Source organism: Leptothoe spongobia TAU-MAC 1115, from assembly GCF_018739885.1.
In the GTDB taxonomy this organism is placed as follows: Bacteria; Cyanobacteriota; Cyanobacteriia; order Phormidesmidales; family Phormidesmidaceae; genus Leptothoe; species Leptothoe spongobia.
In genome coordinates, this window is record NZ_JADOES010000016.1 from 14851 (window position 1) to 40341 (window position 25491).

General features: G+C 45.9%; 8 protein-coding genes. All 8 read right to left on the minus strand.

Annotated features, from left to right (window positions below; translation table 11 throughout):
- Positions 1–166: 166 nt before the first annotated feature.
- Positions 167–12514, minus strand: a complete 12348-nt coding sequence (locus tag IXB50_RS10115; protein ID WP_215608844.1) for a Calx-beta domain-containing protein — start codon at positions 12512–12514, stop codon at positions 167–169.
- Between the two features lie 106 nt (positions 12515–12620).
- Positions 12621–14069 carry a CHAT domain-containing protein gene (locus tag IXB50_RS10120; protein WP_246564358.1) on the minus strand — a complete coding sequence of 483 codons (1449 nt, stop codon included), beginning with the start codon at positions 14067–14069 and terminating at the stop codon, positions 12621–12623.
- 45 nt (positions 14070–14114) lie between these two features.
- On the minus strand, positions 14115–15086 hold the full coding sequence (locus tag IXB50_RS10125; protein ID WP_215608845.1) for an endonuclease/exonuclease/phosphatase family protein: 972 nt from the start codon (positions 15084–15086) through the stop codon (positions 14115–14117).
- A 249-nt stretch (positions 15087–15335) separates the two neighbouring features.
- Positions 15336–18125: a CHAT domain-containing protein gene (locus tag IXB50_RS10130; protein WP_215608846.1), complete on the minus strand. Its 2790-nt coding sequence runs from the start codon at positions 18123–18125 to the stop codon at positions 15336–15338.
- Positions 18126–18135: 10 nt separating this feature from the next.
- A complete protein-coding gene (locus tag IXB50_RS10135; RefSeq protein ID WP_215608847.1) occupies positions 18136–21360 on the minus strand; it encodes a two-partner secretion domain-containing protein in 3225 nt (1074 codons plus the stop codon).
- A 146-nt stretch (positions 21361–21506) separates the two neighbouring features.
- Positions 21507–23711 carry an NHLP family bacteriocin export ABC transporter peptidase/permease/ATPase subunit gene (locus IXB50_RS10140; RefSeq protein WP_215608848.1) on the minus strand — a complete coding sequence of 735 codons (2205 nt, stop codon included), beginning with the start codon at positions 23709–23711 and terminating at the stop codon, positions 21507–21509.
- Between the two features lie 73 nt (positions 23712–23784).
- Positions 23785–24882, minus strand: coding sequence for a tetratricopeptide repeat protein (locus IXB50_RS10145; protein WP_215608849.1), 1098 nt, complete (start codon positions 24880–24882; stop codon positions 23785–23787).
- Positions 24883–24945: 63 nt separating this feature from the next.
- A complete protein-coding gene (locus IXB50_RS10150) occupies positions 24946–25356 on the minus strand; it encodes a hypothetical protein (RefSeq protein ID WP_215608850.1) in 411 nt (136 codons plus the stop codon).
- Between the last annotated feature and the right edge of the window lie 135 nt (positions 25357–25491).

Sequence of the window (25491 nt, forward strand, 5' to 3'; positions counted from 1 at the left end):
CCCACAAGGGGATGCCCCTACAGAATTGTCCATGTTGAATCGGGGTTAAGGAATTTGGATTTGGTATAACTACAGAATAAAGGCCTCACCAATTAAATTGGTGAGGCCCGAAAATGCTATAGTTTACTGTTGGTTACGGTACCTTGAAATCTAATGATGGGCCTATCTAAAGGCTGCTTTTGGGTCCTAAAATTTCACCAGCACTTAGAGGTAAGTAATCGGCTTCCGTATAAACCAAATTGCCATCAATACGGTGATTAGCCTCTAAGGAACCAAGTTCCCAAACGCTTTCAAAATCAATTGGGCTCGTTAGTGAGTTAGCAAGCAGGTTGCCTGGTTGGGTTAGACTAACCGATTCGACATCGGTGACACGGTTGGTTAGACCATTGCCGTTTACGCTAAGCAAATTGTCGCCCACCGTTGTCGGATTAACCACATCGATGCCAGTAATCGGATCACTAGGAATCTCGCTGCCAATGTCATTATTGTAGAGATAGGCCACGTCATCAGCTGCTAAAGCTGACTTAAATAACTTTATCTCATCCAGTTCTAGGGCACTGACAATAGCTGGGCCGAAGAATAAATTCTTAGTGTTGCTTAAAGAGCCCTGTACGCCAGTGGGATCGAACCTTCCATACTGTTCTCCATCTACGTAAAGGATGCCGCCATTAGCATGATCGCGATCAATCGTAAGGGTAATCTGGTGCCATAGTTGATCCAGAACATCGTTGTTGCTGGTATAGCTAGTCACCTGCTTCGCGTCTGCTATTTGAAGGCTAAGTGCTCCATTGTTATATAGGAGTGAGTACCCCTGTCCAGGACCAGAGGATACATTATCCCATTTGGTGAGAATAAGACCGCTCTCATCGTTGTTTTGAACTCTAATCCACGCACTGATAGAGAAATCCTCTGTGCCGAAGTCTAAGGCGTTATCATCTAGAACGGTTACTAAGTCTGGAACGTTTGTCGGGTTATTGCTATTGTCGAAACGAATTCCACCATTGACGACACCATCTTCCCAGTTGGGACCCACTGGTAATCGCAGTCCGTGATTATTGCTAATGCTATCGTTGACAATGAGTCCTGAGGTTTCATCTAATCGCCACCAGGCAACTGGAACAGTGTCAACGTTGTAGTTGCCAAAATCTACCTGAGTAACGCGCTCACCCGATGCTACAGATACGCTATGGCTGCCTGGGATAGTGCCTGGGGTTGTTTGGATCGGATAGCTTTGTTGCCAGTTTGGCTGCATAACTTCCCCTACGGAGTAGGTGCCGGGCTCTAAATTGGTAAAGGCATAGGCTCCGTCAGCATTAGTGACTGTCGTAAATTCACCTGGATCCAGGCTGCTGTTGTTATTGCTATCTAGATAGATCAGCCAACCGGGTAAACTTTCTTCATTGTCATCCCATATACCATCAAGATCGCGATCATTCCACTTATGACCATGGATCTCGCCGAGGGTATTGGTGATGTTGCCAAAGTTTAGTTGGGTAACCTGATCGCCCGAGTTTATAGATACGGTATGGCTGAAATTGCTTTGTTGGCCTGGATGAGTTTGACTCCAACCATCTGGCAATAGTTCTGCAATGGTATAAGTTCCCTTATTTAAATTTGTAAAGGAGTAACTTCCATCTGATTCAGTAATTGTGGAGATTTCTCCTGAGTCTAATTGTTTATTATCGTTGGCATCGATATATACGGTCCAGTTAGGTAGTCCGACCTCACCGATATTCCAGTTGCCATTGCCATTTTCATCATTCCAGACGCCGCCTGTAATCTCGGCCCCTTCATTATCAATAATCTCGATTTCAGTACCTTTTTGAAAACCCGTCAGGGGATCTGCATCCGTATTCAGTAAGTAAACATTAAAGAATTCGCTGCCTTCTCGGATGTCATCATCATGGATAGGGAATGTGACAGTTTTACTATCTTCGCCTGGGGCAAATGATACCGTTCGAGTGTTGATAAATTCTCCTGATGCAGTTTCTAGTTTGCTCTGGTCAAAATCGACACCGTCAGGAAACATCAGTTCGAGGGTTGTCTCTCCGTTTTTATCCTCTCCAAACTCTATAAAGGGTGAGCCACCCGTAGCGGTACCTTCTTCAAAGAAGAGTTCTACTTCTGAACTAGTGCTAAGATCGCCGGTTCGAAGCACCGTAATTTCTGTGCCAATGGCGGTGCCATCCTCACTAATTTGATAGGTGGGCTGTGAGAAATTCACAACTGTGTCGGTGTCAATGATGGTGACGGTCGCCGTACGTTGAGCACCAATATCAGCATCGTTGACGTTAGTTAAACTCAGCAGGAAGGTTTCATCATTTTCTGCTAAGGCATCCTCAAGGATAGGAATGGTAACTGTTTTATTGGTTTCTCCTGGGGCAAACTCAATGATTTGAGCGGTTGCGTCAAAGTCACTGCCTCCACGAGCGGTTGCGTCATTGAGCTGTACCGTGACATTGGCAGCAGTGCTAACATCGCCACTACGAGTTAAGGTAATCTCTGCATCTGAATTTTCTCCTGTGACACGGTAGCTAGCGGCTGAGAATTGTATCGTTGTCGGCAGCCCCGGTAGGTAATTGCCAAAGTCAAGGTTGTCAATACTTTCTCCCTCATTGAGGTCGACGATGTAGTCTTTGGAGGTCAAGGTAAAGTTATCGACCACGAGGGCTGAGTCAACGATGTGATCGCCTACGTCTACCACACCGACGCCAATGGTATATGTACCGTCGTTGGTAAAGGTATGGGAGAAAGTGCCAAATCCAGTTTCTTGAGGACCGTTTTCAAGAATGACTTCTAGAGGACTTTGAACACTGGCAAGAATGTTGGTTGTGTTGGTGCTGATGGAGAAGAATGTTAAGTCTCTAAAAGGTAAGTAGTCTTCAGTTTTTTGATTCCAATCAAAGGTGAGTTGATCGCCCGCTTCAACGGTGATGGTTTTTGCGATCGCAGATCCCTCAGTCACATTGGTTCTATACAGCTCTGAATCTGGCAGGCTGCTAGACAAATCATCTAAACTACCGCTACTCAACCCGAGAAATGCCTCTAAGTCACTGGTTAGAACAGATCCCGAGTCGGTGTTAATTTCAGCTTGAAAGTCCCCAAGTTCAGCGGGGGAATTTGCGTCGGTTGGTTCTACGCTGGCATTACCAGTGGTTTGCCAATCGGCAAAGGTACCCGACTCAAAATCGCCATTGATGTCAGTTAAAGGGTAGGTTTGTAGCCAACCATCGTGGCGTACCTGAGCCACCGTGTAGGTGCCTGCCGCCAGATTGGTGAAGGCGTAATTCCCGTCGTCATCCGTCACCGTAAAGGCTTCATTGGGGTCAAATTGAGCATTCTGATTAGCATCAAGGAAAAGGGTCCAGCCTGTTAACCCTGCCTCAGAGCTATCCTGGGCAGAATTGTTATTTTGGTCGTACCAAATTTGACCCCTTAGCTCCCCGGATGGGGTATCACCTTCTGCAATAGCAACTTCACTGGTGGTGAGTGAGGCTATGGCTGGAGGAATATTTGCTTCAGTTGTTTTGTCTGAGTGAGAACGACTCGCAGCTGCAATGGTTGAATCTGCCTGATTAGCTATGGACAGGGTACGATTAGCCAATGAAGGCAACTCATCGTTGGCCAGTATGCTGACTTCTCTGTTTGAGGTTGTTACCTGGTCAGAAATATTGACACCCTCTCCGGTCGATGGAGGTGTGGGCTGGTCAGAGACACCATTTTTATCATTGTTATACAGTTCCTGAACCTCGCTAGGGGTGAGACTGCCTGCGAAGAGTTTGACTTCATCAAGCGCTCCCTCAAAGTAGTTAAGGACAGGGTTATCAGAATTTCTGCCAAATAGTAAATCGGATGGGTTGCCTAAGGAGCCTTGAGTACTGGTTGGATCAAATCCACCATCCTCAACTCCATCGATATAGAATAGGCCACCCCTGGGATTATCGCGACCTATGGTGACTGTTATCTGATGCCAATCTAGATCGACAATAGCGCCATTACTTTGATAGTTAACGACATTGGTCCCGTCTGCCATTTGGAAGCCGAGTTGGCCATTGTTGTGGGTGAGCACATACCCCTGGAGGGGACCAGAGGTTGCCACACGCTTGTCGAGAATCGTACCTTCACTATCAGGTTGGATCCTTACCCAGAGGCTGATGGAAAAGTCTTTAGCTCCGATATCCAGAACATCATCATCGGCGATGTCTACAAAGTCATCACTACCATCAAAGGCAAGACCACCATTGACCTGCCCATTCACCCAGGTAGGGCCATTGGGTGGTGCTGGTATTAATGTGCCATCATTGGTGCCAATACTATCCTCGGCATTGTCCCCCGAGGTTTCATCAAGTCGCCACCAGGCGACAGGAATATCATTGTCATCATCCTCAATGGTGACAACGCCTCGATTATCAGCGATGATGGCATTGTTACTAGGATTAAACAGCTCTACACCAAAGGTTTCCGTGGGTTCTGGAATGTCATCCCCCAACATGAATATGTTGTCAATAGTTTGACTTGTTTCACCTGGCTGGAAAGTTATCGTGCCAGTGGTAGTCAGATAATCACTGCCTTCCTTGGCACTATTATCAACCGTTTTAAAGTCAACCGTAACGATAGAACTAACGGGATCTGACAGGGTGACATCCAGTCGCGCAACATCTTCTCGGTTTTCTGTTACAGTGTTGTCTCCAATGGATATTGAAACAGTATCATCATTTTTGATGGTGACTTCAGCCCTATCATCGACTAGCTCTCCATGGCGTGGATTACTCAAATTCACAAAGAAGGTTTCATCGGTTTCGACTGATGTATCGCCATTGACGGGGACGGTAATCGTTTTTTCGGTTTCACCCACTGCAAAGACGATGGTGCCCTGGGTGGTGCCGTAGTCTTTGTTGGCTGTTGCTGTGCCTGCTTCGGTGGCGTAGTCTACCGTCACTTCCTCATTTGCCGACTCCGACAAACTGACTGTGAGTTCTGCCAGGGTGACCCCATTATCACCTTCCTCCAGGGAGACATCGGTAATGGTAATAGAGGGAAAATCATCATTGCGGATGGTGCCCGTTGTCTGAGCTGTTGTGATCACCCCGTCACTGGCATTATTGAGGTTAACTGAGAATGTCTCATCGGGTTCAGGATCTTCGTCTCCAGTGACGTCAACCGTAATTGTTTGTTCGGTTTCACCAGGAGCAAAACTCAGGGTTCCACTGGCAGGGGTGTAGTCGCTATCTGAGAGGGCACTCCCATCCTCAGTTTCATACTCTACCGTCACGGTCTCATCGTAGATATCCGATAGCCTGACGGTAAAGGTGGCCTCAGTGGTGCCGCTATCGCCTTCATTGATAATGATGCCATTGCTGGAAATCTCTAGTTGATCATCATTGCGGATGGTGCCCACTCCACGACCGTCGACAATGGTGGCGTTAATGCTATTGTTCAGCTCAAGGGTAAATTTTTCGTGGTCTTCTATGCGTTTGTCGCCAAGAATATCTACGGCAATGGTTTTGCTGGTTTGGCCTGGTTGGAAGGTGAGGGTGCCACTCTTGGGGGTATAGTCGAGACCTGCGATCGCAGTATCATTAAACGTTGAATACTCCACCGATACCAATGCCGGTGTGGACGCCGAAAGCGTCACTGTAAAGGTGCCCGTAGTGATCCCATTGTCCCCTTCCAGCACGGTGAAATCATCTATGGTAATTTGGGGCACATCATTATCAATAATGGTAATCGTGGCTTGAGTGTCTGCCAAATCACTATTATTGGCACCGCTCAACTCCACTGCCAATGTTTCATCAAGTTCATTCTCAGTATCATTGATAATTTCAATCGAGATCTCTTTTTCCGTTTCGCCTGGGTTGAATGTTAGGGTGCCGCTAGCTGGAGTGTAGTCAGTATTGCCTGATGCCCCCTGGGATTGTGTCCCATAGTCCACAGTGACCGTTTCCTGGCTAGCCTGTGACAAACTGACCGTCAAGTTTGCCGTTACCGTACCTGTGTCGCCTTCCGTGACCAATTGGTTATCGATCGAAATAGATGTGTCGTCATTTTCAATGGTGGCTTGACCACTCCCATCGATAATATTGGTGCCATCACTACTTAACGTCAGGTTGAAATACTCATCTGCTTCTTCTCGGATATCTCCAATAATATCGACAGTGACTGTTTTACTCGTATCATTGGGTGCAAAGCTTAGCTTTCCACTAGCCGATTTATAATCTTGATCGGCTTCAGTGGCAGTGCCATTTGTGGTGGCATACTCTACATCAACAGTATTGAATCGTTCAATAACATCCATGCCTGGAATGTTATGTAGAGTTTCGATAAAACCAATGCCAGTCCCTGAATCTGAGCCTTGAGCTGTGACAGTAAAGACCGCCTGTCTATTGCCACTATCTCCTTCTATGAGAATTACATCATCAACAGAGACATTACGAGGAGAGAAGAAATTCTGAATTGTCAGATCATCACTACGGTTAATTTCACCGTCTTCATTAATATCAATGATCAGGTCGTTATTTCTTCTGGCTAGTCCAGCAGTCCCCTGACTGGGACCTGCTAGAACAAGCGTGGTATTTTCCAAGAGCAAAAGGTCATAACTCCCACCACGATCTCGAATAATGCTACCGTCAGCCTTATTCGCTTTTAACTGGTAAGTATCATTGCCAGTACCTGCCCGCAAATCATCAGCACCGTTGCCGCCAATCAGATTGTTATGCCCCTCTAAGCCATCCAGAATATTGTCCTGGCCATTGCCTTCCAGGATGTCATTAAAGAGTGACCCTTGAATTTCTTCAATGTTGTCGTATTTATCGTCTTCGGCATAGCCTGTAGATTGTCCAGTTTTGCCGACATACACTTCTACGCCTTCTGGAGAATCCTCATAGCTGGCGATATCATAGCCATCGCCGCCATCCAGATCATCTGCTCCAGCTCCCCCTAGCAGAACATCATTGCCATCTAAACCAAAGAACGTATTTTTCCCATCATCTCCTCTTAAGGTGTCATTATAGTGAGAGCCTTCATGTATTTCGATGGATATAAAGGTATCTCCTTGAGCATATCCGGTAGACTGACTGGGATCATTTAAGTCTAGAAAAATACCTTGAGGAGAATCTTCGTAGCTGGCAATATCCTCTTTCTCACCGCCATTAAGGATATCTCCACCTTGTCCACCTATAAGTACATCCTTTCCTTCTTCCCCTTCAAGTGTGTCGTCTCCGCTACCACCTTTAAGAATATCCTGCTCTTTACCACCTCGGAGAGTATCTTGACCTTCCAGTCCAATTAGGAGGTTTTGTTTGCTATCACCGATTAATGTGTCGCCATAGATAGAACCTTCCAGGTTTTTAATGGATTTATAAGTATCCCCTGCGGCATCTCCAGTATTGCTACCGGGAGCATCAAGACTAGCCCGGACCCCTTTCTCTGCTGTGATATAGCTGGCAATGTCCTCACCTCCACCATCACCATCCAAAGAATCAGCCCCCGGTCCCCCAATTAAAATATCGTCCTTGCCGCCACCTTTGAGAGTATCATTGCCAGCGCCTCCCTCTAATCTATCAACACCACCATTACCTTCTAGGGTATCGTTGCCACTTCCACCGATGAGTAAATCATCACCATTACCCCCTTTGAGGTCAGCTGCTACCAGGACATCCTCATCCAACTTTATAAAGTCGTCGCCACTATTTTTTTCAACAACAATTCTGTTGATATTGTTAAACTCTTGTCTGGCTCCATCGGCAAATACTAAAAGAGTTTCCTTGTTTGCTGATCCTGATACATGCTCAACGGTAAAATCATCATCTTTATTATTCTTCGTTGCCAGTGTTAATACTTGATTACTGACTGTTCCTAAGTCAGTAATCAGTTCACCATTATTACTTTCTCGGCTGCCATCACATCCATGGTTAAAGTTCAGGATTTCTAAATCGGGGCTGTCGATACGTTGTGTATACGCAAATGGCTTCCTACCAATCTGAAAGTAAGCAAAGAGACGTGCTGACAAGTCTCCATGGACATCAAAAAGACAGAGAGGATTGGCAATTAAATCCAAAAATTCATTAGCACGAATTTTGCCATCGCCTTCATCATTTGGATCATTCAGGTCAAAATCTACACTAGCGTAAACTCCACCGCCAGCTCCTGCCTCCAGAAGCCCTGCATTGAGTACTGCAGATGCTTCAATATCTCCTGTGAGACCTAATTCTGCGGTGTCATTGCCGGTACCATCCGGATTCTCGGTATCACTCACATAGAACCCATTGAAAATGTCATCAATAGTTCCTCCCTCTGAGAACTGGCGTAATCCGTAGGTGTCATAGCCAAAGCCAGATAAAGAAACCTCAGCACCAACACCGAATCCTAAGTTAATACCAAAGGGGCCAATGATTGGAAAGTATTGGTTATGACCCAAGTCGAAGTTAAATGTAGGTAGACCATAGGTAAAAAGATTAATATCTTGACCGAGTAAGAGATTAAAGGCCTGCAGTGGGTCAGTGAGTAAGGGGAATTTTAAGCCTTCTCCTGGAATTTTATTGATTTCAGCTAAAAATGATGATTCAGGACTATTTTCTGGTATTTGTGACTCATCAAATATCTCAGTGATATTTGGAATCACGTCACTGAGACTGACATCACTGAGATCAGAGTTAAGGTCTCGAATATCGAAGCCATCAAAATCAAAACCCCCTAAATCAAGGTTAAGAGTACTCCCCGTTGGAACACTATTGATAACCTCGATAAGTTGGTCTAAAGACTCGATAAATTCAATACTGCCTTCATCAAGAAGTTGCAGTTCCTCCGCAAGATCTAAGAGACTAAACTTAGTAAAGCCTAGATTAATGTCATCAGTTAAAGCATTAAGGACAGGTTCAAGCGGCTCGGTGATAGTTTGAACTGTGTCTAAAACTGGACTAACAAAGTTATTAAAGAATGTTCCTAAATCTAAGGTGACATTGTCGAAGCCAACGGTAGGTGCAGCTCCTAGATCCTGCAAATTATTTGGGTCAATTTCACTATCAACATCCCAACCAAAGTTGAAATCCGTTGCAATGGAAGGAAAATTTGCATTTCCACCGAAGCTGGCATTTAGACCAAGGTTGATACCTGTGTCTAAATCCAACTTAGCATTTACAGTGCTTGACGATGCATTCAGAATTTCATCTAAAGTGAGTTTGTCAGCATCAGCGTCATCAGTTGCGGTTGGATCGATTACATTGACAACAAAACCGGCATCAAGTCCACTTCCTTTGTCGGTGACGTCTACTTGCAGAAAGCCTAACGTCCCAGTTGCTTCGAACTCAGGTGAAATGTCTAATGTAACTTCAATTTCATCCTCTGAACTGGTGTCAAAATAGAAGATATCATTTGAATTTATGCCGAAGCCCAATTCCCAATCAAGTATAAAGTTTCCCTGCAGAGTACCATCAACCTCTAACCCCAGCCCTGGAATACCAACATCCGCTGCCATGGGAGTATCTAGTAAATCGTAAGTTTTGCCTAATTGGAGGTCAAATTCCAAGTTCAGGTTGGCTAAGTCTTGCAGTTGCTCTATATCTGTGATGTTGATTTGTACATCGTCAATGTCAATGACCGAATTATTATCAATGTCTTTGAGGATATTAATTCCATCGGGACCGATAGCCTCAAAAATAGCCTGACGGATGGGACCTAACGGTTTGCCTAAAATTCCGTCCAGTTCATCAGCAAGCCTGTCACTGAGTTCAATAATAAAGTCTTCTATAGTTTCATCTAGATCTGAACTGCTAAGATCAAGCTCAGAAAAAGTGGAAGAGAGAGCATTTTTGACGCCAGCAAGGAAGTCTGCAGCGACTTGTTCCAGGTCTGGATTAGTAAAATCAAGACTTAGGGCTTCATCCAGTAATGCTCCTAATAATTCTTCAATGTCACCATCCGTAATGGTTGAAACATCAATGATGTCTCCTAATAAATCTGTGATTACATCTTGTACAGGTTGTAGGACTTCGGCAACGATGGCACTTAATTTTTCAAGTATTGCATCTTGGATTTCTGTGACAAACTCAAGTGGTACAGAACTTAGAGAAGCTATCTCACCCAATAAAGGCAAGGTGCTGCCACCAATATTCTCATCTATCCCAGACTGAAACTCAGATAGTTTTTCTATGCCATCTTCTATGGATCTAAAGATATCTCCGATATTACCTAGGACTGAGCCCAATCCATTTTTGAGATTCTCTAATCCACTAATATTTTCATCTGCTGCTAATGTTTTAACAAGGGAAGCATCATTATTGGTGACAGCTACTATTCCATTGCCAAAATTTTTGGCTCCACTAGCGCTAGATTCTGCTATTCCTTCCTCATCTGTGGAATCATCATCCTTAATAGTCATGATTCCGCTATTTAGCGTTTCTTTGGATATCAGTGCATTTTGGGGATCGAATAGTTGTATCTTAAATGTCTCATCATTTTCTGGTTTGCCATCCCTTATAATCTCGATGGTCACCTCTTCCGATGTGGTGTCTCCATGCTCAAACGTGATAGTTTTTTGACTTGCTTCACTGACGCGCTTGTAGTCTCTTGTGCCAGTTAACCATGACACGAAATCACTTTTTGCTGCATCAATATCTTGCTCAGGGTTATCTTTAACTGTTCTATATTTAACGGTTACTTTATCATTATCGTCTGTAGGATTATCAACAGTAGGGCTTGTAAGAGAAAGGGTAAATGTTAAATTTGTTGTCTTCTTTTTTTCTCCATCTATAGTCTCTACATTGCCTTCTATTACTTCTACATCCTGAATAGATATTTCAGGTAAGTTGATGTCCCAGCCGAGATCCTTTAAAGTACCAAGTGTGACTGGATCAATAGTACGGTGACCAGGTCCCCTAGCAATTTCGGGGATCACAAGTGCATTCTGATGAGCCTCTTTATCAAAGTGGGAAATACTACTATCGTCGTCCCAAGGATTTGGAGCATAAAGCTTAGGAGGACTGCTCTGATTATTAGCGATGGCATAAAGCTGTTCTGTGGAGTTATCGCCAAAAACGAGATTATTACTGACTAAACTAGAGGCTCGATCGCCTTGAACATTGATCTCTTCGAGTTTTTGAGCTCTACCTGTGTCATATATGAAATGATCATAAACGGTTTGTCCCTCCGTATAGCTCCATGAGCCATCCTGCTTTGCCGAATCAAAAAATCCTAATCCATGTGCTAATTCATGTAAGGTAATACCAACGAGATCTTGCAAATGTGTTTGCGAATGTGGAACCTCATCAACTCCAAACCAGATATTAGCACCAGTGAAATCAGCACTGGAGGAATTAATAGTAATCCTGATATCAGATGCGTCAGTAGTTAGACTGGTGTTTGAAAGATGCTGGGCTAATGCCCGAGGATAAAGGTGATTTTCTATTAAATTATTGGTACCCGTAATTTTAGAGGTGTCTATTAAGCTAGTGGGTGAAGCTGTTGCCAAGTTTGTGCTAACGTTTTGTTGAAAGTCTACAGCTACTTTGACTGGTTTGTTCGTATCAATATTCAGTAAACGAGACCAGTTATAAGCTGCCTCTTGAATGGGGAGTCTTGCAATTTCTGGTAATGAATCGTCGTAGTATAATTTTATTTTCTGATCTGGTGTATCAAGGATTGTAGGTGTAAACAGAGCAATAATGTCATCCCCTGATAGGCTGCCAACTGTTTCAATAAAACCATCTCCTTTTGTGTCATCGTAGTCATTAGCAAAAAAGTTGAGGATGTTTAGATCATTATCTGTATCTATTTGACCATTTTGGTCGAGATCTACAATTAGAGTCTTGCGATCGCGTCCAAAGCCAATATGATTTGCAGATAAACGTTGTAGGCTGAAGTTATCTCCATTGATTGTGAGTTCATCAATACCCCCTGCATCCAATATCTTGGAACCGGCTGCGTCAGCCAATCTTGCAGTCCCGTCATGAGTTAGTTGCGTTGGACTAATTGTAAAATCTAAATCATATACATCAGCTTCAGTTCCCCCATAGTAATTAGTTCTGCTTTGCTCGATCGCAACTGCTTCCCCATCCAAATTAACGACAGTCCAATCATCCTCAGTTTTCAATTGTTGTAATTTATCATCAGCTAAATTCTCTCCTCGAACCAAAGCTGAAAAAATGGCTCCTTCGTCTCCGACACTATCGGTTTCATTTAAGTGCCAATCTAGATAGTGTCCTAACTCCTCTAAGAAGACATTTGCAACGGTCTCCACCGCATTAGCACTTAAAAACTCTTCAGCCAGATACACGACTCCTGTAGAACCTGAGAACGCACCATTTGCTCCATTGATTTCAGCTGCCGAACGCAATTCAACATCTGGCCGACCGTCTCCATTGACCAAATCTTGAATTAAATTAATGGCAAGCTGTGGATCAAACGCTTCCCCAAATGCGAGAGTTAGTTTGCTGACTAAATCTGCTGCAGTCAGAAACTGTTGAAGTTGTTCTGAAATATTTAACCACAGTGACTGGAGGCTTACACTTGAAGTTGTCATGATTCAACTCCTGTTGATTGTTTTCAAACTGCTTTAACTGAATCTTGCGCAGACCTCCGTAGCCTCCGATGGAGCCTATCGTTAAAAGGACAAAACAAGTCAGGATTTACCAGGGACTACTGATCATGGTGAACCCGGCCCAATAAAAGGGATGGGAAAGATTCTCATGACCGTCTAAATCCATCGGTAGTGATACTTCACCCCGTGATAATTTGAGCCGATTTGCTGCTAAATGAACATCTCCCCGCAGCATTTTGAGTTGAGCCTGTTGCAGAGCTTCTGCCTTGGTGGGCATTGCAGTAAGCCCCTGGTAAAACTCACTCATTAGGGCCATGGTGCCCACATCACTGACATCCCAAAGGCTGGCAACGGCGGATTTGGCTCCAGACTGGAGGGCAACGCCTGCAAAGCCTAGTTCTGCCTCAGGGTCACCGATGGCTGTTTCGCAAGCACTCAGAACCAACAATTCAGGAGAGTCTTGCCACTTGAGTCCACGGAGTTGATCCAGACTTAGTTTGGTGTCCCAGAGCTGTACATAGGAATTATTGGGTTGACCAGGTTTAAAGGCAGCATGGGTGGCTAAATGAACAATATCAAACCCACGATTTGCCAATAGGGTATTGACGTTGTCTAGGGTAAAGCCTTGATTGAGGAGTGAGCGGCCTTCCCAGGGAGCTTGGGTTGTACGAGCTGATCTCAGCTCCCATAGTACATTGGCCAATTCCATGGGTACAGCCGGTAATGGTGTCTGGTGCTCAAATTCAGAACTTCCCATTGCCAAAACTTGGCCCTGTTGGAGGCTGTCATAATCAGTTTTAATCAGATTAAAGGCTGGAATCTGGGTCAGGCTGTATTTCTCGATTAAGAACTGATTGCCATCGTGGAGGGCTGACATTGATAGACCTCTGATGCCGTCTCCCAGGCATACCAGCAGCATATCCACCCCAGCTGTTTCTAAAAATTCTGCTTCGAATGGTGCTAAGAGCCACTGGTGTAGCTGTTGTGCGCTGCGTAGGTAAGTGTGATTGTTGGCATGGCTAATGTTTTTTTGAAAGGTTCGAATTGTTTTTAGTAGGACAGCATTGGGTACATCGTAAAGATCTCGGACAATAGGTTCACCATCAGGAGTGATCAACACTAGGTGTAAATGATCGCCCCTGGGAATTGCCCATAGAACGGCTGGTGTGGTGCCAGTTTCTTGGCCAATGCGGGATAAGGTGTTGGCAATGTCCTCTGGTGTCTGGGTAACGTCAGCTAAGTTTTGCTCGAAATAAGTTTCAAATTCTGTTTCTAGACTACGCTCCATACCCAGAATTTTTTCACTCAGGGTGGGCATTTGAGCTAAGGCCGGTATGCCTTGGCCGCTTGCTAATATCGCTGCCAAGCTTCCTAATAGACTGTAGCCTACTTGGGTGAAGTAACGAGGTGCAATGCGATGCTCCTCTGGAGCGGCTTCGCCAACGTGCAAGCGCTGACTTGTCACTTCGCACAAAGTTTCCAGAGATCCATGCTGAAGGTGATTAAAAGCATGCTTTAGCCAGACCGTCATTTTCATCAGTAGCACCTACATTGCTCTGATAAAAACGTTAGGTGCCAGCCCCTAATTTGTCGTTACAGAAAATGTCGGGAAAAAACCATACCTGACATTTCCAGACTTTAGCCACAAGTCCGTAATCACAGGAAAATGATCTGATCCAGTTTCAGCGCCAGTGCGGCTATTGACCACGGTGACCTCCGGACTGACTAAACAGTGATCGATGGGAATCTGCAAAGGCTTGATCATGCTCTGAACTACATTGGGTAGACCGTAGTAGCTAGCAACCGCTGGCCAGGTGGGGCGAATGCCAAATCCTTGACGGGTGTTCTTCAGACCGGTTTTATGAATTAGCGCTTGATAGTAAGGGGACCACATGGTGATATTGAGATCCCCGAGAAAGATAACTGACCCTGTCTGAGTTTTAATGTAGTCCCCCGCATCAGCCAATAATGTATTGCGAGACTGAAACATTCTGTGTTCCATGGGAGGCAGCGGATGGGCTGCTACTAGAGAGAGGGATTGGCCATTGATGTTTAGATGGGCGACCAGAGACTTCCGAGTATTTAGACCAAACTGTTGCAGATGTACGTCGGTAAGGGGATATTTGCTGTATAGCATGAGGCCAGAGTCGGCAGCAATGTTTGTGCTGTACGGCATTGTCTTTCCCAGGGAGGCTAACTGCTGTTCCATGGCGTAACCCACTTCTATAAATAGAGCCAGGTCAGGTTGTTCCACGTCCATGAGAGCTAGGGCCTTAGTCGCATCCTTATTGCTAAAGTTTAGGTTAGCGACTAAGACACGATAGTTGGCCTGAGTACCTATGTGGGACGGGACATACCAGGGAAGAACCTGCGCCGATAGAACGGCACTACAAACAAGAATTGCTAATGAGATCCGAAAATGTCTTAGGAGTAAAGTGAGTCCTGCAAGTATGAGGGTGGCAACGAAGTATTGCACCTGGAAGTGAGAGAGAATCTCTAAGTATAGCGACCAGCCAAAACGGTTTGTGAGCAGAGCTAGACTAGTGATGGCCACAACAAGGACTAGGCAAGTATATGCAAAAATATGTGAGAATCGTTTCATCATTTCAAGAATTGCATAAAGATGCGTTTGTATGGAGCCACAGCAAGGTTTGCTAAGAGTCTGATTGGTCTTGGCTACACCCTGTATCTAAGAATTCCAGAGTAGTGGCCAGAGCTTTTTCTAACCTTGAAAGTAAGTCTGTTTTGTCAAGTTATGACCAGTTTCCTACCAGTACGTAGGGTGCCCAGTAAAGGGGGCCTTTTATGACCAGTTTCCTACCAGGACATAAGGTGCCCAGTAAAAAGGGCCTTGATAGCCAGGGGTATGTAATAGGTCAAGCTGGGCTTGACGTAGGACTTCGGCACGGGTGAGCTGTTTAGTGGGATTGCCTAAAATTTCATATAACCGCGTCATCAGTGCAGCGGTTGATTGGTCATCAACGAACCATAAAGAGGCAATGGTACTACGAGCTCCTGCTTGGATGGCGACACCGGCTAAGCCTAAGGTGGCACGATTATCGCCACTGGCTGTTTTGCAGGCACTGAGAATTAATAGCTCGATATTGGTTGTATCTGACGTGGTCTGATTTTGGAGGATTTGGCCAAAGTCATTGAGGGTTATACGTTGATCCCAGGCAAGTAGAAATGTTTCATTGGGGTCGGAGCTAAACTGTCCGTGGGTGGCCAAATGGACTACGGGGGAACGGTCACTATCACCCAATGTTTGTAAATTTGGGGTGGTAAAGTCTTGGTTTAGAAATTGACGGCTGGGTACCTGGGTTTTGATGGCTGCTAACTCGGTCTCGACGTTGGTGAGAGGGGCAAACCCTTTGTGGGGTTCAAAGTCGGGGCGAATGTCTGATAGGCCGAATGCGATCGCATCCAACTGAATCTGGCTCAACGGCTTAGATGCTGGCAGCTGCAGCCCTGGACTCAGGGCAATACTGTAATCCTCAATCAGAAATCGTTCACCGTTGTACAGTACAGCCATGGGGACATTGCGCAGGGCTCCATCCGACACAAACACCAATGTGTGGATCTGCTGCTGAGTCAAAACGGTTTCAAAGGGACGGATCAGCCAGTCATAAACTTGCCCAGATCGTTCTAGAAAAATGGTGGAACGATATCGATTTTCAGTTTGTTGACGTAGCTGCGTGAGAATTTGACCGACTTCGGTTTTAGGGATAGATACGCTATGAAACTGAAGCTCATCTGACTGGGGCAGACGCACAATCACAGCCACCTGATCAGACAAAATGATTGGGTAGATAATGGCGGTTGACGTATCAACCTGTGGTTCACTAAGGGCGATGGTTTGGGTGAGGTTACAGCTCAAAAAGTTTTCTAATTCTGTCAGCTGTAGTGCATCAATATCTTTAATGGCTTGTAACAGATTATCCTGGGATGGAATTGATGCCTTAGTCTGATTGAGTCGCAGTGCTACTAGTTCTCGGTAGAGGGGTTCCACCGTATCTCGAAATGAGAACTGTGCACCTGATTCAATCGCGACTAGATCTTGTCGTAGAGTTTGTAAGCTATCAGCGGCGGCTTGGTAGTAGTTAATGGCCTGGTCGGTGGACTGTTGAGCGGCATAAATCCGTCCCAGCTGCCATTGCCATTGGTAAGCAATGTGATCCGTTGATTGAGCCAGCTCCAACGCCTTGGTGGTGAGTATTTGCGCCTGCTGGAGGAGCTTGGCATCAGAGTGTGGTTGTTTCGCTGACTGTTCATAAAGTCCACCCAATGTCCCTAGAGCGTAAGACTGGGCGTCAGTGTCATTAATGGCCACTGCCTGCTGTTGTACTTGACTCAGCAGGTCAAAAATTTCTGTAGCAGAGGGTCTGATAGTTGTTTCGGGAGATTTTTGGAGGGCAATGTAGCTTTTGGCCAGGTTGATTTGAGTGTAGAGATTGGTTCGGTTAGGGGCAAGGGACGGCAGACGTTTTACCGTTAAGAGTTGGGTTTGTAGTTGGAGCCGTAGCTGTGGGAACAGGCCCTGAGAAAATTGTCCCAGGTGCAAGTTTACTAACAGGGTAAACTGTTGAATGACGGTTTGACTGAATAGGTCTGGGTGCTCTTTCACAAGAGCTTGGGCAATTTCTTGGGTGTTTATATAGTGGGCTAATGCATTCTCTGCATGGGTTTTAAGGGCTGCTTCATCTCTTGGTAAACTGGTTTGACTGTAGCGATAGGCGGCTTGCTCATAGAGAGCTTGTTCTGTTTTACCCAGGCTCAATAGTGATAACAGTTTTTGGTGTGGTTTCTCCTGGCTGTTGGCCAGGGTTACACTTTGTTTGAGTAGCTGCTGTGCTTCAGGGAGCTGTCCCGTTAAGCGCATAACGTTGCCTAAACTACGTAACCCTAGAATCTTTAAGGTGTTGTCAGATTCTTGCTCAAACGCTTGGATAATCTTGTTTGGAGCTGTATCGCTATGGCTAAAGTCACAGCTTTGTTCGGTTAGGTTAATGGCATTTAGAAGACTTTGGCAAGCCCGCCGGTAGTGACCAATGGTTTCCAGGGCTCGCGACTGGTTGATGAGGCTGCCGGTAATGCCTGGCTGGTAGTCTAAGTCTTGATAAATTTGGGTTGTCTGTTGCCAGGCTTGGAGGGCGGTTTCCGTACGACCTTGGGTAAAGGCCAACTGTCCTTGGGCATTGAGGGTTTGAGCCATTAGACGAGCCCGCTCACTGTTTTGGGGTAGACGGTCTAAGCTGGCTAGACTATTGGTGATCGCCCGCTCTCCTGCTTCCCATTGGCCTGTTTTCTGATAGGCCAGGGCTAAATAGGCCCAAATTGCGGCTTGTTCGGATGCATGGATGGTTGGGGTGTCTAGGGCCGTTTGCCAGGTTGCGATCGCATTCTCATACTGCCCTTGTTGGTAAAAGTGTTGGCCCTGTTCTAATAATGAGGTTGAAGTTGCTGCAACCGATATCTCTGATGATTTATCTACTAGCAGCGGTTGTGGCTGTGGTTGTGACAGGGCAGGCAGGCCTATGAGTATCAGACACAAGCTGAGAACAAATAACAACAAGGCACGTAGTGGATGTTTCATAATTCATCGATTACCCCTGATGTGAACATATAGCGGGTGTGGACATTGGCTTGCTAGATATCTCTGCTGTGGCTAAAAGCACTACATGACCGTTAGGGTTTCTTGCCCAGCCTTGGGCTTCTGTTAAAGCAGACTCAGGGGTGATCGATTGGGGTCTAGGGGCAACAGCCGTGGTGGTTTCTGAACTGGGAGTGTAGAGGTCTTCCCAGAGATCTTGGGATGCGATCGTATCCTCAGGCCCCAACGGTTTTCCCCCACGCCCAGTCGATATAAAACTAGACGAACCCTGGCTAGCATTGCAGTGCTGACTAATGCGCGGTGTACCTGTTTCAGTGGGTAATTCAGCATTACCTCTAGTCGGGTCAAGGGTTAGGGTATCAATATCTACTTCACCTGCTGCCCCAAAGGCAGAGCTGGCAGTAATGTCATTGCGTATCGGTACCTCGTCGGTCTGAAACTCAATACCGTAAATCCCCTCTGCTGTTATTTGAACATTACCGCCCTGCCCCAAAAACGCATTGGCCGTAATGTTACTATCTTCGCCTGGTACAGCAACCAGAAAATTTGTTTTGATATTGACATTTCCCCCATCGCCGTTAGCTTCGGCAAGACCTGCTGTAGCCGACAGATTACTTCCATTGCGTAACAACACCACATCATCTACATCCAGAGTGATGATGCCCCCCTGGGTGCTGGTAGTTTCAGTGGAGATCAGCGCATTATTGTCGAGGGTTAAAAAATCGGCAAAGAGTTCAACATCGCCGCCTCTGCCGGAACCCTGACTATCTAGCGCAATCTTTGCCCTGTCCTGGATGGTTACTGTGTTTGCGTCTACAAAGATGCTGCCACTATTACCGGTAGAGGTTGCCGTAGTATTGGCAAACAAGCCACTGTTTTCACCAGCCAGAATGATTCTGTTTGCCCTCGGCACTATAATGTCACCAGCATTGCCTATATCTGATGTTGTGACAATGATCCGTCCACCTTCCAAGATCTCTAAACTATTGGTGTTGAGCAAAATCTCACCGGCTATTCCATCATTAGCAATACTGGCATTGAGCAAAGCACCTCGACTGATTTTGAGCGCTTCTGCCGAGATTGTGATATCACTTGCATTACCAGTTGCCTCAGACTGTACTGCTGTGAAAATACCGCTAGCTCCCACTGCGGGGTTTACGCCGTCTACAACAATGTCTTCCTGAACCGTGACTGTAATTGGAGCGGCATTGCCAATGCTATCACTGAGAATAGAAGTAGCTAACGCCCCACCATCAGCCAGCGAAAGGCTGTTTGCTGTAAGCGTAATTATTCCTCCATTACCAAAGGCAGGTACGGTTTGATCATCGTCCAAACTTTCACCAACACTACTAAACAAGCCGCTACGTGCTGGCACTAATACTCCTGGTGTAGAGCCTGTTCCTAAATCTTCAACAGCTCCATCAATGCTTACGTCACCTTGGACATCGACTGTGATATTGCCAGCATTGCCCAAGAAAAAGGTATTAGCTGTAAACTGAGCCCCATTATTTAGGGTGAGACTACCTGCCATGACTTGAATATCACCCCCTTCACCGACGCCGCCCGTATCTACATCGGTAAAAATGCCTGTAACTTTACCGCTGGAGTCAGCCCCATCTAAAAAAAAGTTTTCAGCTACTTCAATCGTTACATTGCCAGCATTGCCTTCTCCAGAGGTACCAGTTTGAATCCTACCCCCTCGTGTAATCTCTATTGAATTAGCAGAAATAAACACATCGCCAGAAAAGCCAACGGCCTCTGACCGATTGTTTACGAATAGACCGCTGGAGAATCCATCTGCATCCACCCCATCAATGACAATATCATCACGTATTTCAAGCTGGACACCCTCTGTTTGTCCAACAGCAAAGACACTGGAAATCAACTGGGCACCATCTAAAAGTTCAAGGGAACCAGCTTGAACTGTAATTTTCCCAGACTCGACATTATCTGGGGAGACAACAATATTAAAAAGAGTACTTGATTCGGTCAGTGTTACCTTATCCTGTACGTTCACTAGGATCTCACCTGCGTTGCCATTTCCAAAGCTACCAACGGTAGCGAAGGCAGCATTTTGAGCTATAAAGTTTTTGGCTTCTATACTTAGACTGCCACTGTTACCCATTGCACCCGAGCGCAAGGTATTGGTGATCATATCTATGAAAAAGGGACTAAAACCTGTAAGGATAAGATCATCTGTTGCACTCAAGATAATGTCGCCCCCCTGACTATTGGCAGTGCCTAAACCAGGAGCAATACCAGCAAAGAGACGACTACCTGAGATGCCAATATTTTGTCCTGAAATGGTGATACTGCCTCGATTGTCTGACCTTACATCTAATATCGCCTCATTCTGAATAGTGACATCGTTACGGGCTAGAGTTGTCGGTACATTGAGTGACAGTGGTGCATCGGGCACCCGAGTACCTGGGCTAGTCCCGTCTGAATTGGTGCCATCTGTGATGATGGCAACTTGCCCAGAGCCTGCAATTCCTAACAGATCAATATGTCCGCCCAGGGCGTTGAGCCAACCACTATCGATCAGCACTTCTCCTCCAGCTAACAACAAGCTCTCACCATCAGGTACTCTCAATCCAAAGGTCTGTCCTCCAGATGCATTTATTCCAGCAGGCGCGACAGAACGGTTAATGATTTGCCCAGGGTCTGTCTCGCTAAAGAATAGGGCTGAGGGATTGACCGTCAGGATTGTGGGCACTTGTGGGTCAGATGCACTGAAGAGACCTTGGTTTTCGAACTGAACCCCTGCTGCGGTTGTGGCCACAAAAGAACCGCCAATGTCCAGTTGGGCGTCAGGACCAAAGATAATACCATTGGGGTTAATCAAAAAGAAATCAGCTGCACCAAGCACGCCAAGGGTGCCTAGGAGTTCAGATGAGGTATTGCCTGTGACACGGGTCAAGATTGTTTCAATGCCTACCGGGTTGGCAAAATAAACTTCCTGTCCAGTTTCAATCGTAAAGTCTTGAAAGCTGTGAAAAAGATTTGTGTTATTGGTTACGCCACCTTCAATGCGCTCGCGAGTAGCACTCTCTGGTACCACTACCGATGGATTTGTTCCTAAGGACCCATCTGGAGTAACTTGAGCACTGGTTAGCTGGGGAAAGGTGTGGATGAGTGCGGTTGCGATCGCAACCGCGCGCAATACCAGTAGGGCATTTTCAGCTACAAACCATTTAACTGGATGGAAGTTGTTCATCACATTGGGGCCTTAGAGGGCTTGGGGCTAACGTAATGTACGGTTAAGAATGACGTTCAACGCATACTATTGCAAGAAGTATAGCGGTATCTTAAGGAATAACTACGTTAAAAGACAAAGTTCTCAACGTTTTCTCTAAATACTTTCTAGATAGCCTGAATCAGTTGGGTATAGAGCCCATTGTTTTGCCACAGGGTGTCATGGCAACCTTGCTCGACAACCCTACCATGGTTCAAAACAACGAGCTGATCACAATCGCGAATGGTGCTCAAGCGATGGGCCACGATTATATTGGTGCATTGCCGCCGTTGGAGATTTTGGCTAATGTGCCGTTCAGTTTCAGCATCCAGGGCGCTAGTCGCTTCGTCCATTACCAAGATCGATGGATTATGTACCAGGGCACGGGCAATTTCTAACCGTTGCCGTTGTCCTCCGCTCAGGTTATGCCCCCCCTCCATTAATTCACCCTGCAATCCACCTGAAATAGACCGCACCACCTCATCGATTAGGGCATCTTCACAAGCCTGGATCAGCTGTGGTTCTGTTACCCGATGATCCCATAGGGTGAGGTTGTCCCGAATGGTGCCTCCAAATAGGAAAATGTCCTGTTCTACCAGAGCCAGGGATTTTGCCAAAACAGGTCTAGGAATTGCCGTTATCGGCATCCCATCCAGCAGAATTTCACCGGACCAGGGCTGATAAAGGCCACAGATCAGTTTAGCCAATGTGGATTTACCCGAGCCACTGCCCCCCACCAGGGCCAAGCTTTCTCCAGGACGGAGGATCAAATTAAAGTTTTCGAATAGGGGTGGTGCTACTCGAGAGTAGCCGAAGGTTACCTGGCGCAGTTCGAGGTGCCCCTTCAGCTGTGCTGGAGATGACCATTGCAGCTGCGTTTTGGAGATATTTTCTATGGATAGTGGCTCTAGTTTGAATGTGTCAGGGGCAACCATCGGGTCTAAGGGATGTTGCAACACATCTTCTAAACAATTTAAGTCCCCTTCCAGTTCCTGTAGACGGCTGCCAAAGTTCACTAAATCGTTAATGGGCATTTGAAACTGTTGCATCAAACTTTGAAAGGCAACGACCATACCAATGGTCAGTTCACCATTTATCACCCGTAAGCCACCGATTAGCAAAATCAGCAATGTTGTTAAAGACGTCAGAAAAATAGGCAAAATACCGAGGGTCTGATTAGCAAGATCGAGTCCTTGCTGAGTGTTAATCACCTTGGCATAATAACCAGCCCAGCGGGTAAAAAAATCGGACTCAATGGCAGATGCTTTAATGGTTTCCATACTTTTGAGTCCAGCAATGGCTACACCATGGGCTTTGCCTTGATCAAGCTGCAGCTTTAGGCTGGCGTCAATGCGATGGCGGGCAATCCACTGCAGAGCGAATACGTTGAGTAGGGAAAAGATAATGCCTATAATCGTGAGCAGACCATCATAGGCGAACATGACACCAGCGTAAAAAATCAGCATAATGCTGCTGATAACGGTGGTGGCCAGCTGGCCAGAGAGGACATCGGCCACTCGGTTATTGATGCGCAGGCGATTGCTTACTTCTCCAGCTAATCGATGGTCATAGAACGCTACCGGTAGCCGCAGGCTTTGCCAGAGAAAACCGCTGGCCATGGTTGTCGCCAGTTTAATCCTGAGTTGTCGCAGAATCTTTAATTGCAGCAGCGACAGGATTGTCTGGAGCATAAGGGTAAACGCCATTACCAGGATTAATGGACGCAACCAATCGGTGCGATGATCTACCAAAATTTGATCGACAAATATTTGGCTAAAAACGGGCAGAATAATGCCAGGAATAGCCAGGAGAAATCCGGCCAGGATACAGTAGAGAATGGACCCTCTGGAAGACTTTAATCGTTTATTTAAGGCTAACCATAGACTAGGCTTTTGGCCGCCTGACTGAAAGTCTGGTCCTGGTTTTAGAGTAAGGACAACACCGGTAAAGGCCTCGTCAAATTCTCTAAGGGATACAGTGCGAGGACCAGTAGCTGGATCGTTAAGAAATACCCGATCGCGACCGATACCTTCAACCACGACAAAATGACCAAAATGCCAAAATACAATGTAAGGCGGTTTGAATTGGCCGAGTTGTTCTAATTCTGCTTTGTAGCCATTGGCTTCTAGACCGTAGCGCTGAGCTGCTTGGATAATATTGCTGGCTTTACTGCCATCCCGCGAGACGCCACATTCCACCCGTAGTTCGGTGAGGGGCACTATGCGTTTATAGTAGGCCAAAATAATGCCCAGGGCGGCGGCTCCGCATTCGACCATTTCCATTTGGAGGAGCGTGGGGGTGTGAACGCGTTTGGTTCGGAAGGGGAGTGGCATAGTGCTTTGGGAGAGGGGGAGAGGGGTTTGCAGAGACGTTCCATGGAACGTCTGTACATCTGAAGGTTGGGATTTAATGGATTTTGTTGCCTAGGACGATTTGCAGAGAATTGGCGTTGGTTTGGCACAGGTGGGTGTTGGGGTGATCGGGACCGACGGTATGGGTAAAGATTGAGAAGGCACGCTCAAATAAGTTAGCGGCTTCGGCCAACTGGTTGGTTTGCTGTAGTAGGGATGCCAGATTGTTGATACTGATGGCTACCTCAGGGTGGTTGGGGCCCAATAGGTCTCCTTTAATGGCTAATGCTTGACGGTAAGACTGTTCTGCCTGTTGGAGTTGCCCCTTGGCCTGTAGTGATGCGGCCAGGTTGTTGAGGTTAAGGGCAACATCGTAATGGGTAGGGCCATACTGTTGTTTGAAAAATGAGATCGCAGTCTCAAAATAATTGATTGCCTCATCCCATTGTCCCAGGCCATGCAAGATTGAACCCAGGGCTGCGCCATCGGCAATGGTTTGGGCATGGTCCGGGCCGAGTAATTCTAGATGGAGCTGATAAGATTTGCGGGCATCGGGTTCGGCTTTAGCATAGTGACGTCGAGCGTGGTTTAGTCCTGCTAAATTATGATAAAGGGTAGCCACTTCACGGTGGTGTTCGCCATAGTGTTGAATTAGATCAGCTAAGGCAGTTTGATAAAGGTTTTCGGCGGTATCAAAGCGGCCCCAGTACTTATAAACAATGGCCAGATTGTTGATCAGGCTAATCCAAATGGGTTGATGGCGTAGGCCATGGTTTTCGGCTAAGGAGATTGTTCGCTGAAATGTCTTTTCAGCTTGGAGATATTTACCTTGGATGCGATATAGATTGCCCTGCTGGGATAGAATCTTTAACTCTAGAGGGAGAGAGATTTTGGCAGGGTAGGTGAGTTTGATATCATGTAAGGCTGATTGGGCTGATTGTAGCTCGATTTGGACTTCATTGTAGTGGGCTTGGGCTTCCAGGCTAGTAATTAGGTGGCTTTGTAATTTGGCTTGAATAACTAGGCCTGCTAGTGGAGGTGGTAATTGGTTTAATAGCTGGGTGCAGCGTTCTATTACTTCTTTATGCTGGTGTTTTGTTTGGCAATGGGTGATGGTTTGAAGTTGGTGTTGCCAATCAGGTGTGTTGCCCATGGTAATGTTCTCTAATTGCGTTGTGGTTCCCCTGGATATCAGGAGAACCGTAAGCATTACGAATCAGTGTCGTTTTATCTCGGAAGATACCATTGTTTCATTATGATTAGCGGAAAGAGCGTCATCCCCATACTCATCTTCAGATTTACCTTCACCGTTACCACCTGAGATCGCAGCTAGAGCATCTAAATTTAGCAGAACAATTGCAGGTGACTTAGCTTGAGTAGTATTTGTAGAGGAAATAATTGTCTCATTATGGTTCAGTCGAACACCACTAGCTTCATACTTATCTTCGGGGTTGCCTGTGCTGTTACCACCTGTGATCACGGCTAAATCATACATACTAAATTCAACAAAGTTAGATTGCTCAGCAGTATGGTTAGATAGAGTTCTCTCATTAATCAAGTGATTAGTATCTTGGCACTGTTGATGTAGATTTGGATGCATTAGTGAATCTGTGATTTGGTTTGTCATGGTCATAAATCCTTAAGAATTCTGTTTTCCAGATTAGTTGGCTGATATGAGGTTCTATAGGCATGATCCATATTCACCCCATGCCTATACTTTACAAAGTGCTGTTTGAGCAGTCATTACAGGAAATGTCTGGTG